The organism is Flexivirga sp. B27, assembly GCF_052905685.1.
On the sequence record NZ_JBPYUM010000001.1, the window covers coordinates 1,364,815 to 1,379,229 of the forward strand.

Below are 14,415 nucleotides of genomic sequence, written 5' to 3' on the forward strand. Positions count from 1 at the left end.
CCTTCCCCGAGTCGCTCGGCGTGCACGAGGTGCTCGGGCACCCTCCTCTGGCGAAAGGACTTCCATGTCAGCATGGTCACGCGGCGGGCCGATGGTGCTCGCCGGCGGACTGGTCGCCTCGTTGTTATCCGGTTGTGGCGCAACGTCTCTCGGGCTCGGCTCGACCGATCAGCAGTCCGCCACCGCCGGGTGCGCATCGGGCGGACTGAAGGACGTCCTGCCGCCGGACGTGAAACCCGGCACCACCCTCACGGTGGCGTCGGACGCGTCATACCAACCGAACGAGTTCCTCGCCTCCGACGGCCAGACCATCGTCGGCATGGACATCGACCTGCTCAAGGGCGCACTGCAGTGCCTCGGTCTCAAGGGCAAATTCCAGAACGCCAAGTTCGACAACATCCTGCCCGGCATCGTCGGCGGGAAATATGACATCGCGACGTCGTCGTTCACCATCACCACTGCCCGGCTGAAGCAGGTGACGATGGTCAGCTACTTCTCCGCCGGCACCCAGTGGATCGTCCGCAAGGGCAACCCCAGACACGTGAATCAGACCAAACCGTGCGGGCATTCGGTCGGTGTGCAGACCGGCACCACGCAGGCCGACGAGCTCAAGGCGATCAACAAGGGCGTCTGCAAGGGCCACCCGGTCAAGGCCGTCGTGGAGGACCTGCAGTCCAAGGTCACCACCGACCTGCTCGCCGGCAAGGTCGACGCCATGGCCGCCGACTCACCCGTCGCGCTGTATGCCGTGAAGAAGACCGGCAGCAAGCTGCAACCGCTGGGCAAGATCACCGGCTCCGCGCCATACGGCGTGGTGTTGCCGAAGGGCCAGGACAAGCTGGGCACGGCGCTGGCGCAGGCGTTCGCGCAGATGGCGACGAACGGTAGCTACGAGAAGATCCTGGCCAAGTGGGGCCAGCAGAGCGGAGCGGTGGAGATGTTCGCTGCGAACCCGGCGGTGGCCGATGGCTGAGCAGGCAGTGTCCGAGAAGCCGGCCGCGAGCGCGAAGCCCGGCAAGATCGACGCCCGGCCGGTGCCCCACCCGTGGCAGTGGGTCGGCGTCGTCGTCATCGTGATCCTCGGCGCGATGATGATCAACTCGTTCGTCACCAACTCCAAGTGGGACTGGCACTTCGTCTGGCGGGTGATGGAATACCGCCCGGTGCTGGAGGGCCTGGTCAAAGGCACCATCATCTGCACCGTCGGCGCGATGATCCTGGGCATCGTGCTCGGCGTGATCCTCGCGATCATGCGGCTGTCGACCAATCCGGTGCTGCGGTTCGTGGCGTTCGTCTTCACCTGGTTCTTCCGGGCGGTGCCGCGTTACGTGCTGCTGGTCGTGCTCGGCGTCGGCGTGCTCTACCTCTATCCGAAGCTCGACTTCGGCCTGCCGTTCCTGGACGTGCACTTCTACACACTCGACGTGAAGTCGGTCAGCAACGGCATCCTCGTCGGTGTGCTCGGCCTGGGGTTGTCCGAGGCGGCATACATGGCGGAGATCGCGCGTGCCGGCCTGCTGTCGGTGGACGACGGGCAGCACGAAGCGGCCAGCGCCATCGGCATGAGCCGCGGCAAGGCGATGCGGCGGATCATCCTGCCGCAGGCGATGCGCGTCATCGTGCCGCCGACCGGCAACGAGACCATCGCCATGGTCAAGGACACCTCGCTGCTGTCGGCCGTGCCGGTGACCACGGAGTTGTTCTTCCAGGCGAATGCCGTTGCGAACTCTACGTATCTGGTGATGCCCGCGCTCGTCGCAGCGGTCATCTGGTATCTCATCGTCTGCTCGATCCTGATGATCGGTCAGACCATGCTCGAGCGCCACTTCGGACGAGGCTTCGGCGTGCGGACCGGTGCCGCCAAGCCGTCCCTGCGCTCACGAATGCTGTCGCTACGCGCCGGCGGAGGTGGAATGTGAATTCGGTTGAGAGTCCGCTCGTCGAAGCGGTGAACCTGCACAAGGACTTCCACGGGGTCGAGGTGCTCAAGGGCATCGACCTGACAGTCTCCGAGGGCGAGGTCGTGGTGCTGCTCGGGCCGTCGGGGTCGGGCAAGACGACCTTCCTGCGCTGCATCAACCAGCTCGAGGTGTTCAACGGCGGCCGGCTGTATGTCGACGGCGAGTTGCTCGGCCTGCGCGAGAACGGCGACACGCTGCATCGGTTGCCGGACAAGCAGATTGCCCGGCAGCGTCGGCAGATCGGGATGGTCTTCCAGCGGTTCAACCTCTTCCCGCACAAGACGGCCCTGGAGAACGTCACCGAAGGGCCGGTGCAGGTCGGTGGTGTCGGCAAGAAGCAGGCCGTCGCCGATGCGCGTGAGCTGCTGGAGCGGGTCGGGCTGAGCGAGCGCGCCGACCACTACCCCTCACAGCTGTCCGGCGGGCAGCAGCAGCGGGTCGCGATCGCGCGTGCGCTGGCGATGAAGCCGAAGCTGATGCTCTTTGACGAGCCGACCTCGGCACTCGACCCCGAGCTCGTCGGCGAGGTGCTCGCGGTGATGCGCGAGCTCGCCGACGACGGTATGACGATGATCGTCGTCACCCACGAGATCGCGTTCGCCCGTGACGTCGCCGACCGTGTCATCTTCATGGACGGCGGCGTCGTGGTGGAGCAGGGCCCGCCCGCCGAGGTCATCCGCAACCCGCAGCACGAGCGGACCAAGGCGTTCCTCAGCCGGATCATCTCCGAGCACGAGGAGCAAGCTGCGGCCGCGGCAGACCTGGCGAAACCACTGAACGGTCCGGTGGTTGAGTGAACAGCCAGCTGGTTGAGCCTGTCGAAACCACCAAAGAATGAGACTCGGGTTCGCCATCGTGCGGGGTCGGTCGATGGAGCCGACCTACGTCGACGGAGACAGACTGCTCGTCGCGTATGGCGTGCGGCCTCGCATCGGCCGGGCGCACGTCATACGGCTGCCGGACGCTCCGGACGGGCCGCGGCCCATCGCCGTCAAGCGCATCACCCGGACCGTCGGCGACGGCTGGTGGGTGGAGCGTGACAACCCCGCCGAGGGCGTCGACTCGTGGCTGGTCGGCGCCATACCGACCGCCGACGTGCTCGGTGTCGTGCTGCTGAGGTTGCCGCGGAGCGTGCGGCGGCCGAAGGGGGCGTGAGGCGGGAGCGACCGTCCGAACGCTCGGCTACCCGACCGGCGAGCTCCGCCTGGCCGACCGGAGAGGGTGCCCGACAACTCGCCCAGACGCCGCGTCACAACCCCCATATGCGATGAAGTCGCATATGACACAGGGGGGTTCAGTCTTACGTCACCCCCCGAGTAGGTTCGTAGCAAGGAGTGAAACGAAGCGCCGTGAAAGCGACGTCTTCCATTGACTTCAAGCCTGCTTGAGGTGTCAAGCTCCGCCATACGTCCGATCAACCGATGGAAGGACACACATGCTTCGCCGAATCTTCGCACCCACGATCGAGGTCAGTGCCCACTGCGATCTGCCGTGTGGCGTCTACGACCCCGCCCAGGCCCGCATCGAGGCCGAGTCGGTCAAGGCCATCATCGAGAAGGCCGCCGGCCACGCCGACGACATCGACTTCAAGATCCGCGCGGCGATCATCAAGGAGCAGCGCTCCGAGCTGGTCAAGCACCACCTGTGGGTGCTGTGGACCGACTACTTCAAGCCGCCGCACTTCGAGAAGTACCCGCAGCTGCACCAGCTGGTCAACGAGGCCACCAAGCTGGCCGGCGCCGGCGGCACCAAGGCGTCATGGGACGTCGCCACCGCTGACGAGCTGCTCGCCAAGATCGACGAGATCGCCAAGATCTTCTGGGAGACCAAGAAGGCCTGAGCACGTCGCACCGCAGAGCGCCGGATCCCGTTGGGGTCCGGCGCTTTTCGCTGCGGTAGCCCGCCAAGCTGGCCGAGGAGGTCGTGAGCTGCGCCCTGAGGAGCCCGTGAGGGACGAGCGGGCGTCTCGAAGGGGCACGAGCGACCGTCTCGAGGCCCCGCCACGTCAATCGTCCGCGCTGCTCGTGTCTTCTGGCCAGCATCGGCAGCAGGTCAAACCTTCCGTCGATCAACGCCTCGCGCTTTGCGCGACTCCAGCCGTGCAGCTTACGCTCCAGTGCCCACGCGGTGCTGACGTCGGATGTCTCGAAGCACCAGACAAGTTCGACCGGCAGACGTCGACTGGTGTATGCCGCACCTCTCCCCGCACAGTGCTGCTCCATACGCAGGTCAAGATCACGCGTGCTGCCGACGTAGAGCGTGCCGTCGCCGCAACGGAGGATGTAGGTCCAGGGCATATCAGCAGCATGCGCAAGGCTGAGCGCAATGACGTGCAGTTGATGCTCTGCCTGTGGACCAGCCGTTGTCGCCTGACGGGATGTGGACACAGCGTTCGGGCGGAGCGGAGACGGTCTCCCCGCGCATCGGGGCCTCGAGACGGTCGCTCGTGCCTCACGACCTCCTCGGCCCCCACAACCCACTCCACCAACCACACAACACGGGGCGGGGCCTCGAGACGGTCTCCTCGCATCGGGGCCTCGAGACGGTCGCTCGTGCCTCACGACCTCCTCGGCCACCTCAACCCTCTCCACCAACCTCACATCACGGGGCGGGGCCTCGAGACGGTCTCCTCGCATCGGGGCCTCGAGACGGTCGCTCGTGCCTCACGACCTCCTCGGCCCCCACAACCCACTCCACCAACCACACAACACGGGGCGGGGCCTCGAGACGGTCTCCTCGCATCGGGGCCTCGAGACGGTCGCTCGTGCCTCACGACCTCCTCGGCCACCTCCAGTTCCTCGGCCACCTCAGACGTGCTCGGCCAGGACCTCCAGGACGTGACGGTAGGTGCGGTCGGTGGCCCGCGTCATGCCGATCTCACACGTGCGGTTCGCCGAGACATATTCCGTGCCGGGCACGCCTGACAGGGCCGCCACCTGCGCCGCCTCCGGCTGCGTGGCCGACTCCGTCAGCTCCGGGTGCAGCAGACCGCGGTCACCGGCGAACGCACAACAACCCCAGTCGCTGGGCACCTCGACATAGTCCGTGACCGCCTCCGCGAGACGCACCAGCGACGGCGTCGATCCGAGCACGTTCGTGGCGCATGTCGGATGCACCACGACACGTGGAACCTCTTTGCGGACAGCGAGTTTCGGCAGCACCGACTCCGCCACGAAGTCCAGGGCGTCAACGACCGTGAACTCCGTGGCCGTTGGTCTCGATACGGACTCGCCCTTGGGGGCTCGCCCTACTCGACCAGCGTCCAGAAGCTTGTCCAGACCCTCCGCACACGAGCTCGCATCGACGACGACCGGCAGCCGACCGCCGTCGGTTGCGGCCGCCAAGGACTTCGCCGTTCGCTCCTGCATCTCGCGGTGTCCCGACGTGTGCCCCTTCGACGACCACGGGGTGCCGCAGCACAGTCCGTCGATGCCGTCCGGCGTGCGCACCGCAACGCCTGCGGCCTCGCACAGCCGGAGCAACGCTGCCGACACCCCCTCCCCTCGGGCCGGACCGAACATCGCACCGATGCACGACGGGAAGACGACCGCCACCGGACTATCGCTCGCCACTTGCGGCCGCTTCTTCCCGCCCCGCGGCAGACCCTCGTCATACAGCGGCACGCGGTCGGCGCCGGCCACCGCACGTGCCCCACGCGTCAGTGCCTCCGGTACCGCAGCTGGTATGACGGAAGCCGTTGTCAACGCTGCAGATCCGGCCCTCGTGGCGGCTTCCCAATGCTTGGCGGCAACCCGCCAGGCGCGATCCTCGGCCCGTGACGTCGTCTCCGCCCGAAGGCGGCGCACCAGATCACCGGTGTCGATGTGGACCGGGCAGACTGTGCCGCACATGCCATCAGCGGCACATGTCTCCAGCCCGTCATACTCGTAGTCGGCCTCCAATTCACGTGCCAACTCGTCGTTTCCGGCTCGTCGGGCATCCTCGAGCTCGCGCCGCAGCACGATCCGCTGACGCGGCGTGAGAGTGAGGGAGCGTGAGGGGCAGACCGGCTCGCAGTAGCCGCACTCGACGCAACGATCGACCTCTGCCTCCACGCGTGGCGCGACCTTCAGGTCCCTCAGGTGCGCCTGCGGATCGTCGGTCAGCACCGCGCCCGGGTTGAGCAGACCGCCCGGGTCGGCCAGCCGCTTCACCTCGCGCATCACCTCGAAGAGCTCCGTGCCGTATTGCCGCTCCACGAAGGGCGCCATGATCCGACCGGTCCCGTGCTCCGCCTTCAGCGTGCCGTCCAGGCCCAACACCAGGTCGACCAAATCGGCCGTAAACCGGTCGTACCGCTGCAGTTTCGCCGCGTCGTCGAACTGCTCGACGAGCAGAAAGTGCAGATTGCCGTCGCGCGCGTGGCCGAAGACCACCGAGTCGTCATACGAGTGCTCCGCGAACAACGCGGACAGGCTGATGCACAGCTCGCCGAGTCGTGGCACCGGCACCGCGACGTCCTCCAGCAGTGCGTTCGTGCCCGACGGGCGCGCTCCGGCCACCGCGCTGAAGAGCCCCTTGCGGGTCGTCCAGAGCGCCGCCCGGGCTGCGCTGTCGGTCGTCATCCGCAACGGCACCTGCAGCGGCAGATCGGCAAGTTGCGCCTCCGCGGTCCGCCGCAACTCGGCCAGTCCATGGTCGTCGGCCGCCTGCAACTCGACGAGCACCGCTGCCTGCTCACGCAATTGGAGGTCGGCAATCTCCGCCGGGCACTTCGGGTCTGCCTGCGACACCCGCAGCGATCGCACGTCGAGCAGCTCTCCGGTGACAGCCCCGGCGGCCGCGATCTGGTCCACACTGGCGGACGCGGTCACCAGGTCGTCGAAGACCAGCAGGCCGGTGGCCGCCCGCGGCAGCACCGGCACCGTCCGGAACACGACGGATGCGACGAACCCGAGCGTGCCCTCACTGCCGATCAGCAGGTGACTGAGGATCTGCGCCGGCTCGTCGTGATCGACGAACGCATTGACGCCGTAGCCCATGGTGTTCTTGATCGCAAAGAGCCGCTCGATAGTCGCCACGGACTCCCGGTTGGAGCGCACCCGATCACGAAGCGCCGAAATCCCTTGGTGCACAGTGGGTTCGCGCTCCCTGAGCAGTGCATCGGCGTCGGGTCGCGCCGTGTCGATGACCGTCCCGGAGGGCAGCACAAAGACCATCGACTCGATCGTGCGGTAGGAGTTGAACTCCGTCCCGCACTGCATTCCCGAGGAATTGTCGGCCACGACACCGCCGATGGTGCAGGCGATCTCACTGGCGGGGTCCGGACCGAGCCGGCGCCCGTGCCGTGCCAGTCGCGCGTTGACCGCCCGCACCGTGATGCCCGGCTGCACCCGCACCCGTGCCCCGTCGTCGAGCACCTCGACGCCACGGAAGCCCGCCCGCGTGTCGACCAGGACCTGGTCGGTCACACCCTGGCCGGACAACGACGTCCCACCGCTGCGGAAGGTCATCGGTATGCCGAGCCGTCCGCACGCCCGCATCACCTCGGCGACCTGGCTCGTGTCCCGCGGCACGGCAACCGCCGACGGCACGAGCAGGTAGTGCGACGCGTCGTGTGCGCGAGCGCGCAGGTCGAGTTGCCGGCCCAGTACCTCGATCTCGTCGGCGAGTTCACCTCTAAGTCGATCGGCTGCCACGACGTCGATCTCGATACACCTCTTCTACTTCGTCGCCCTTTCGAGACGCTCGCTCGTCCCTCACGAGCTCCTCAAGGGTCTCATCACGGAACTAGAGTGCACCCTTCGACAGCCCGTCGGCGATGAACTCCGCCTGCCGGATCGCCAATGCGACGATCGTCAGGGTCGGGTTCGCGGCAGCACCGCTGGTCATCTGCGAGCCGTCCGAGATGAAGAGCCCCGGCACGTCGTGCGCCTGACCGTGCGAGTCGACGACGCCGTCCTCCGGGCGCGCACTCATCCGGCACGTGCCGAGGTTGTGCGTCGACGGGTATGGCGGCGTGTGGTGCGTGCTCCGTGCGCCGACGGCTTCGTAGATCAGATCCGATCTTCCGTAGGCGTGTTCGCGCATTGCGATGTCGTTGGGGTGATCATCGAAGTGCACGTTGGGCACCGGCAGCCCGAACTGGTCCTGCTCCGCGCTGTTCAGCGTGACCCGGTTGGTCTCCTGTGGCAGGTCCTCGCCCACGATCCACAAACCAGCGGTGTTCAGGTAGGCGTCGAGCAGCGCGGTGAATTCGCGTCCCCATCCGCCGGGCTCGACGAACGCTCCCATGAACGCCGGCCCGAGGGAGAGCGTCTCCAGGTAGTAGCCGCCGGCGAAACCACGCGCGGTGTCCAGCCGTGCTTCGTCGGCGATGATCCCGGCCATGGTCTCGCCGCGATACATGCGCACCGGCTTGTCGAACGTGGCATAGACCGACCCGGTCGTATGCCGCAGGTAGTTGCGTCCCACCTGACCTGACGAGTTGGCCAGTCCGTCGGGGTGCAGCGAGGACGAACTCATCAGCAGCAGACGCGGTGACTCGATCGAGTTGCCCGCCACACAAACGATTTTCGCGCGCTGTCGATGCAGGTTGCCGTCCTTGTCCAGGTAGAGGACACCGTCGACATGACCGGCCGGGTCGTGGGTTATCTGCACGGCTTGCGACTGGGTCCGCAGGTCCAGCTTGCCGGTCGCCAGCGCTCGCGGGATCTCCCGCACCGCGGTCGACCACTTCGAGGAGTTCTTGTCGCCCTGGAAGTTGAAGCCGTCCTGGATCGAGGCGGGCCGGCCGTCATACGGCTCGGCATTCGTGGCATAGGGACCCGTCGCGTAGAACCGGTAACCCGCCTGCTCCGCACCGCCGGCGAAGACCTTGTAGTTGTTGTTCGCCGGCAGCGGCGGACGACCGTGGCGATGCGTCGACCCCACGGCCTTCTCGGCGGCGTCGTAGTAGGGCTCGAGCTCGGCCAGCGTGATCGGCCAGTCCAGCAGGTTCGCGCCCTGCACTCCGCCATAGTAGGTCTTGGTCTTGAACTCGTATTCCTTGAAACGCGGCGTCGCACCTGACCAGTGCGTCGTCGACCCACCGACAGCCTTCACGATCCAGGTCGGCAGGTTCGGGAAGTCACGCGCGACCCGCCAGGACCCGGACGTCGTGCGCTTGTCGAGCCAGGCCATCTGGTTGAAGGCCGCCCACTCGTCGTTCTCGTAGTCCTCGGGCTTGAGGTAGGCCCCGGCCTCCAGGACGACGCACGGTATGCCGCGAGCTGTCAGCTCGTAGGCGAGCGTGCCGCCACCTGCCCCGGACCCGACGATGACCACGGCCTCGTCGTCGTGTGAAATCTGGAATCCGTTGTCAGTGCTCATGATTCACGCCTCCTTCGGCTGGTCGGCGTCGGCGACTTCGACGAATTTCTCCGGGCCGTCATACTCCTCGATCCGCGGGTCGGGCAGCCAGTCCAGATCGTCGAACCCGCGGTGCAGGTAGCCGCCCTTGGAGAACGACTCCCCCTCGTAACCGAGTGCGTCCCAGACCTCGTGGTCGTCATACAGGATCGGCACTGCGGCGCCTCGGATGAAGACGAAGAACTCCGCGTCCGCGATGCCGGTCAGCAGCTCCGTCGCGGCCGCCTCGTCCAGGTCACGGAAACTCCCGCCGGCCGCACCGTCGAGCGTCCGCAGTCCGCGGCTGAGCACCGTGCGATGCCAGGTGGATTCGCCGACTTGTTGGAGGATCGCATCGGCCGTGCGCTCGTAGGGACCGTCCGGGAACTGCGCGTGCGGATAGGCCGTGCGCAGCAGCTTGATCAGATTGGCCCGGTCATCCGCGCCGAGCGAGACTTCGTCGATGTTCGGCTGAGTTGCCATCGCTACCTCCTACGGGTGTGATCTACCGCACACTAGGTAGTCCGGTGCGACCCTCCCAAGAGTCGTTCTCGCGGCGCGATAAGCGCCACCAAGCAGGTCGAGTAGGGCGCGAGGACGAACCCCACCAAGCTGGTCGAGTAGGGCGTGAGGAACGAGCCCCACCAAGGTGGTCGAGTAGGGCGTGAGGACCGAGCCCCACCAAGGTGGTCGTGTAGGGCGTGAGGAACGAGCCCCACCCAGGTGGTCGAGTAGGGCGTGAGGACCGAGCCCCACCAAGGTGGTCGTGTAGGGCGTGAGGAACGAGCCCCACCAAGGTGGTCGAGTAGGGCGTGAGGAACGAGCGCCCGTATCGAGACCCCGCGCTGCTCTCAGTCAGTGTGTCCCGACCGGTAGTAGCGGCTCACCGCTGACGCCGTGCACCGCACCTCGCGCTCCACCACGTCTCGCCGCTGTGCGAATCGCTCCTTGGCCGCCGACACCGCCACCGATCCGACGACGCTGCCGGAAGCGCTGCGGACCGCGGCCGCGCAGCACGACGATCCGGGCTCGAACTCCTCGACTTCCCAGGCGATCCCACGATCAGCGACAACCGACAAGTGATCGGCCAGCTCACCCCGCGTGGTGATGGTGCCCGGACCGAATCGCGGCATCGGCTCCGGATCGAGGTGCCGGTCACGTTGCTCGGCATCCATGTTGGCCAGCAGGATCTTGCCCAGCGCTGTCGCATGCGCCGCCTCGTGGAAGCCGAAGTCGATCGGCTTCAACCTGGGCGCCGCCGGGGAATCAACTGTCTGGACGACCACGATCTGCGAGCCGCGGTGGATCGCGAAGTATGCCGCCGCGGTCAGCCGCTGGTGCAGTGCAACGATCTCGCTGCGGACCGCCCGGGGGACACCGATCTGCTGATGGAGACTGAGCGCGAGCTGGTGCAACTTGTAACCCAGCTCGAACCGTCGCTCCGAGCGGATGTGCACCAGGTAGTCGGAGTCGAGCAACTCGCGGACCAGTCGATAGACCGTCGGCAGCGGCAGGTCCATCGCGTCAGAGATCTCCTTCGCGCTGGCGCCGCCGCGTGCCGCGACGAGCTCCAGGATCTGCAGGGTGCGTCGCACGGATCCGCCGCGGGACGCGACTCCATCATCCGCCGGGGTCATGCTCCCGACTCTACGACGGTATGCCGTGCCCGCGCGCCCGATTCATGACGGCCGGCGACGGGGTTTGTCGCCACCGAGTTGGCACTGCGTTGCCCCTGAGTTGTCACTGATTGAGAAGCGCTCTCCCGGCCGCGGCACCCACCTGGCAGGGTGGTTGTCAGCAACCGCAGCCGACCTGAGCGAGGAGAGCATCATGATCTTCATCTGTGTGAAGTGGAAGGTGAAGCCGGAGCACGCCGACGAGTGGATCGAGCTCAGCAAGACCTTCACCGAGGCGACTCGCGCCGAGCCTGGCAACCTCTTCTTCGACTGGTCACGCAGTGTCGAGGACCCGAACGAATATGTCCTCATCGAGGCCTTCAAGGACGACGCCGCCGAGGCGCACGTGACGTCCGATCACTTCAAGACCGCGCAGCGTGAGCTCCCGCAATACGTCCAGGAGACTCCGCGCGTCCGCAACGTGCAGATGGAAGGCGACCACTGGGACGAGCTCGGCGAGTTCAAGATCGACTGAGTCCCGCAGTCTGCCTCGAGGTCGCACAGTCTGCCCTCGATGTGGCGAGCCTGTCCTTGAGGTGGCCGAGCCTGTCGAGGTCACAACCGTCGTTTCGACAAGCTCAACGACCACAAGAGGAAGCGACCCGAGCCTGCCCGCGAGCCCGCCAAGCCTGCCCTCGAAGTGGCCGAGCCTGTCGAGGTCACAACCGTCGTTTCGACAAGCTCAACGACCACAAGAGGAAGCGACCCGAGCCTGCCCGCGAGCCCGCCAAGCCTGCCCTCGAAGTGGCCGAGCCTGTCGAGGTCACAACCGTCGCTTCGACAAGCTCAACGTCCTCAAGACGAAACGACCCCAGCCTGTCCTTGAGGTGGCCGAGCCTGTCGAGGTCAATCGTCCATCCTGTTCGTCGACAACCCCGGCAAGAGGTCAAACCGACCAGCTATCAACGCTTCTCGTTTCGCACGACTCCAGCCATGCAGCTTCCGCTCCAAGGCCCACGCCGTGCCGATGTCGTCGCACTCGACGCACCAGACGAGTTCAACGGGCATGCGCTTGCTCGTGTAACTGGAGCCGTAACCGGAGTAGTGCTGCGCCATCCGAACGTCGAGGTTGCGGGTGCTGCCGACGTAGTAGGTGCCGTCCGCGCACCGCAGCATGTAGGTCCAAGCCATCCGGCAAAGATCCATCCCGAGTCGTCATAGCGCCCTTCGGGTCTGGCCGCCTGTGTATGACGGCGCCATACTCCCGGGGATGTGGATGATCGGCCTCGACAAGCTCGGCCAGCTTCGGTGACAGTCTCGGCCAGCTCTGGGTATGACCTCGACAAGCTCGGCCAGCTCTGGGTATGACCTCGACAAGCTCGGCCAGCTTCGGGGACAAGCTAGACAAGCGCGGCCAGCTTCGGGGACAGATGAGCACGTTTAATTTCCACCTGCGACGGTCGTCCCGGCGCTAACGTTTTCCGGTTAGCAACTCCACCACGAGAGGTTGCACCGGATGGCACAACACAAGCACCCTGACCAAGCACCACCTGCGAATCGCGGCCTACAGGTCCTCGCGGGCATCTTCCTGCTCCTGCCGATGATCGCCTTGGTCCCGGTCGGCTGGTATTCGCGGATCACACCGAGGCTCGGCGCCTTCCCGTTCTTCATCTGGTATCAGATGGCGCTGGTCTTCTTCTGCGTGTTCTGCACCTCGATCGCCTACGTGCTGGTCAAGAAGGCACGGCCACGCGTGCCGTTCGAGGCAGCGGACGCGGCGACCGGGCAAGGCGGTGAGGCATGACGAATCTCCTTCCGCTCAAAGCAAATCCGTCGGATCCCGGCGGTGGGCTCAATGTCTCGGCGACCATCGTCCTGGTCCTGCTCTTCCTGCTGGTCACCGTCATGGGATTCATGGCGGCCCGCTGGAAGAAGGGCAAGGACCTGGAGTCACTGGACGAATGGGGCCTCGGCGGCCGCAGCTTCGGGACCTGGATCACCTGGTTCCTGCTGGGCGGCGACCTCTACACGGCATACACATTCGTCGCAGTCCCTGCGGCGATGTTCAGCGCCGGCGCCGTCAGCGGCTTCTTCGCCGTGCCCTACACGATCGTGCTCTACCCGATCATCTTCTTCTTCATGTCGCGGATGTGGTCGGTCAGCCACCGGCACGGCTACGTCACCGCAGGTGACTTCGTCCGCGGGCGCTATGGCTCCCGGGAGTTGTCGCTGGCCATCTCGGTCACCGGTTTCGTGGCGACGCTGCCCTATATTGCGTTGCAGTTGGTGGGTATTCAGGCCGTGCTGGAAGTCGCGGGGGTCGGCGGCAAGGGCAACTGGTTCGCCAACGACGCACCCCTCTTCGTCGCCTTCGTGATCCTCGCGGCATACACCTACACCAGTGGTTTGCGCGCACCGGCGATCATCGCGTTCGTCAAGGACATCCTGATCTACCTGGTCATCATCGTCGCGGTGATCTACCTGCCGACCAAGATCGGCGGCTGGTCGCACATCTTCGACGTGGCGCACGCAAAGTCCGAGTCCACAGCACCTGCCGACGCAGCGTTCTCCGACACGGTCGGCCCGAAGGCCCAATGGGCTTACGTGACACTGGCATTCGGCTCCGCGATGGCGCTGTTCATGTATCCGCACTCGATCACCGCGGTGCTGTCGTCCAAGAGCCGCGACACGATCCGCAAGAACGCGTCGATGCTGCCGGCATACTCCTTCGTGCTCGCCCTCCTGGCGCTGCTCGGCTGGGTCGCGATCGCTGCCGGCACCAAACCGATCGGCCTGAACGGCAAGGCCAATCCGCAACTGGTCATCCCGCAACTCTTCGAGGATCAGTTCCCGAGCTGGTTCGCCGGAGTTGCGTTCGCAGCCATAGCGATTGGCGCTCTGGTGCCCGCGGCGATCATGTCGATCGCGGCAGCCAACACCTTCACCCGCAACATCTACAAGGAGTGGCTGCGACCGAATGCCACCGTCAAGGAGGAGGCCAAGGTCTCCAAGCTGACGTCGCTGGTCGTGAAGGTCTTCGCGCTGGTCTTCGTGCTGGCGATGGACAAGCAGAACGCCATCAACCTGCAGTTGCTCGGCGGCATTTGGATCCTGCAGACCTTCCCGGCGATCGTGATCGGCCTCTACACCCGGTGGATGCATCGCTGGGCGTTGCTCGCCGGCTGGGCGGTCTCGATGGTCTACGGCACCTGGAAGGCCTACGAGGTCGCCAGCCCGGCCACCAAACACTTCGGTGGTTCGCTGTCGAACATCCCGGTCATCGGCGAGCTCGGTTACATCGCCTTCACAGCCGTGATCCTCAACGTGCTGGTCGCGGCCGTGCTCACGGTCGCCTTCAACGCGTTGAAGCTGCCGGCCGGTGTCGACGAAACAGCAGTCGCCGATTACTTCGTCGAGGCGGACGACCCTCGGGTCGACCAGGACTTCGACCCGACGGAGCTCGTGACCAGCGAAGGGCCCGCCGAGGAGGCACCCGGCAAAGCCTGATC

The 14,415-nt window shown here is 66.1% G+C and carries 13 protein-coding genes and 1 pseudogene; 8 read left to right on the plus strand and 6 right to left on the minus strand.

The annotated features are described in order from the left end of the window. Nucleotides 1–64 precede the first annotated feature (64 nt). The 5 genes from ACSZL9_RS06265 to sodN all read left to right on the plus strand — a co-directional run bounded on the left by ACSZL9_RS06265 (nucleotide 65) and on the right by sodN (nucleotide 3,801). Nucleotides 65–973, plus strand: a complete 909-nt coding sequence (locus ACSZL9_RS06265) for an ABC transporter substrate-binding protein (protein WP_446664605.1) — start codon at nucleotides 65–67, stop codon at nucleotides 971–973. Beyond that, nucleotides 966–1,919, plus strand: a complete 954-nt coding sequence (locus ACSZL9_RS06270) for an amino acid ABC transporter permease (protein ID WP_446664606.1) — start codon at nucleotides 966–968, stop codon at nucleotides 1,917–1,919. Before ACSZL9_RS06265 ends, ACSZL9_RS06270 begins: the two co-directional genes overlap by 8 nt. After that, a complete protein-coding gene (locus tag ACSZL9_RS06275) occupies nucleotides 1,916–2,758 on the plus strand; it encodes an amino acid ABC transporter ATP-binding protein (protein WP_446664607.1) in 843 nt (280 codons plus the stop codon). The genes ACSZL9_RS06270 and ACSZL9_RS06275 overlap by 4 nt, the downstream gene beginning before the upstream one ends. A 37-nt stretch (nucleotides 2,759–2,795) precedes the next feature. Beyond that, complete coding sequence (locus ACSZL9_RS06280) at nucleotides 2,796–3,116, plus strand: S24 family peptidase (protein WP_446664608.1); 321 nt, start codon at nucleotides 2,796–2,798, stop codon at nucleotides 3,114–3,116. 280 nt (nucleotides 3,117–3,396) lie between these two features. Then, nucleotides 3,397–3,801, plus strand: a complete 405-nt coding sequence (sodN, locus tag ACSZL9_RS06285) for a superoxide dismutase, Ni (RefSeq protein ID WP_446664609.1) — start codon at nucleotides 3,397–3,399, stop codon at nucleotides 3,799–3,801. A gap of 253 nt (nucleotides 3,802–4,054) precedes the next feature. Here sodN and ACSZL9_RS06290 read toward each other — a convergent pair. From ACSZL9_RS06290 to ACSZL9_RS06310, 5 genes and pseudogenes are all read right to left on the minus strand, one after another. Beyond that, a pseudogene (locus ACSZL9_RS06290) lies at nucleotides 4,055–4,597 on the minus strand (GIY-YIG nuclease family protein); the annotation flags it as partial. Between the two features lie 171 nt (nucleotides 4,598–4,768). Further along, nucleotides 4,769–7,600: an FAD-binding and (Fe-S)-binding domain-containing protein gene (locus ACSZL9_RS06295; RefSeq protein WP_446664610.1), complete on the minus strand. Its 2,832-nt coding sequence runs from the start codon at nucleotides 7,598–7,600 to the stop codon at nucleotides 4,769–4,771. A gap of 91 nt (nucleotides 7,601–7,691) precedes the next feature. After that, the gene (locus ACSZL9_RS06300; RefSeq protein ID WP_446664611.1) at nucleotides 7,692–9,272 is read right to left on the minus strand and encodes a GMC family oxidoreductase; all 1,581 of its coding nucleotides are present in this window, start codon (nucleotides 9,270–9,272) and stop codon (nucleotides 7,692–7,694) included. A gap of 3 nt (nucleotides 9,273–9,275) precedes the next feature. Further along, nucleotides 9,276–9,773: a hypothetical protein gene (locus ACSZL9_RS06305; RefSeq protein ID WP_446664612.1), complete on the minus strand. Its 498-nt coding sequence runs from the start codon at nucleotides 9,771–9,773 to the stop codon at nucleotides 9,276–9,278. A 368-nt stretch (nucleotides 9,774–10,141) separates the two neighbouring features. Next, nucleotides 10,142–10,927, minus strand: coding sequence for an IclR family transcriptional regulator (locus tag ACSZL9_RS06310; protein ID WP_446664613.1), 786 nt, complete (start codon nucleotides 10,925–10,927; stop codon nucleotides 10,142–10,144). A 193-nt stretch (nucleotides 10,928–11,120) separates the two neighbouring features. Here ACSZL9_RS06310 and ACSZL9_RS06315 point away from each other — a divergent pair, with 193 nt between their 5' ends. Continuing rightward, entirely contained in the window at nucleotides 11,121–11,441 is a 321-nt protein-coding gene (locus tag ACSZL9_RS06315) for a putative quinol monooxygenase (RefSeq protein ID WP_446664614.1), read from the plus strand. A gap of 371 nt (nucleotides 11,442–11,812) precedes the next feature. On the opposite strand, the gene ACSZL9_RS06320 is transcribed toward ACSZL9_RS06315, so the two are convergent. Continuing rightward, nucleotides 11,813–12,097, minus strand: coding sequence for a GIY-YIG nuclease family protein (locus ACSZL9_RS06320; protein ID WP_446664615.1), 285 nt, complete (start codon nucleotides 12,095–12,097; stop codon nucleotides 11,813–11,815). 325 nt (nucleotides 12,098–12,422) lie between these two features. Between ACSZL9_RS06320 and ACSZL9_RS06325 the strand changes: the two genes are divergently transcribed. Both ACSZL9_RS06325 and mctP read left to right on the plus strand, forming a co-directional pair. Continuing rightward, nucleotides 12,423–12,710 (plus strand): DUF3311 domain-containing protein, encoded by a 288-nt coding sequence (locus ACSZL9_RS06325; RefSeq protein ID WP_446664616.1) that lies wholly within the window; start codon nucleotides 12,423–12,425, stop codon nucleotides 12,708–12,710. Then, entirely contained in the window at nucleotides 12,707–14,413 is a 1,707-nt protein-coding gene (mctP, locus tag ACSZL9_RS06330; RefSeq protein WP_446664617.1) for a monocarboxylate uptake permease MctP, read from the plus strand. The genes ACSZL9_RS06325 and mctP overlap by 4 nt, the downstream gene beginning before the upstream one ends. Nucleotides 14,414–14,415: the final 2 nt, after the last annotated feature.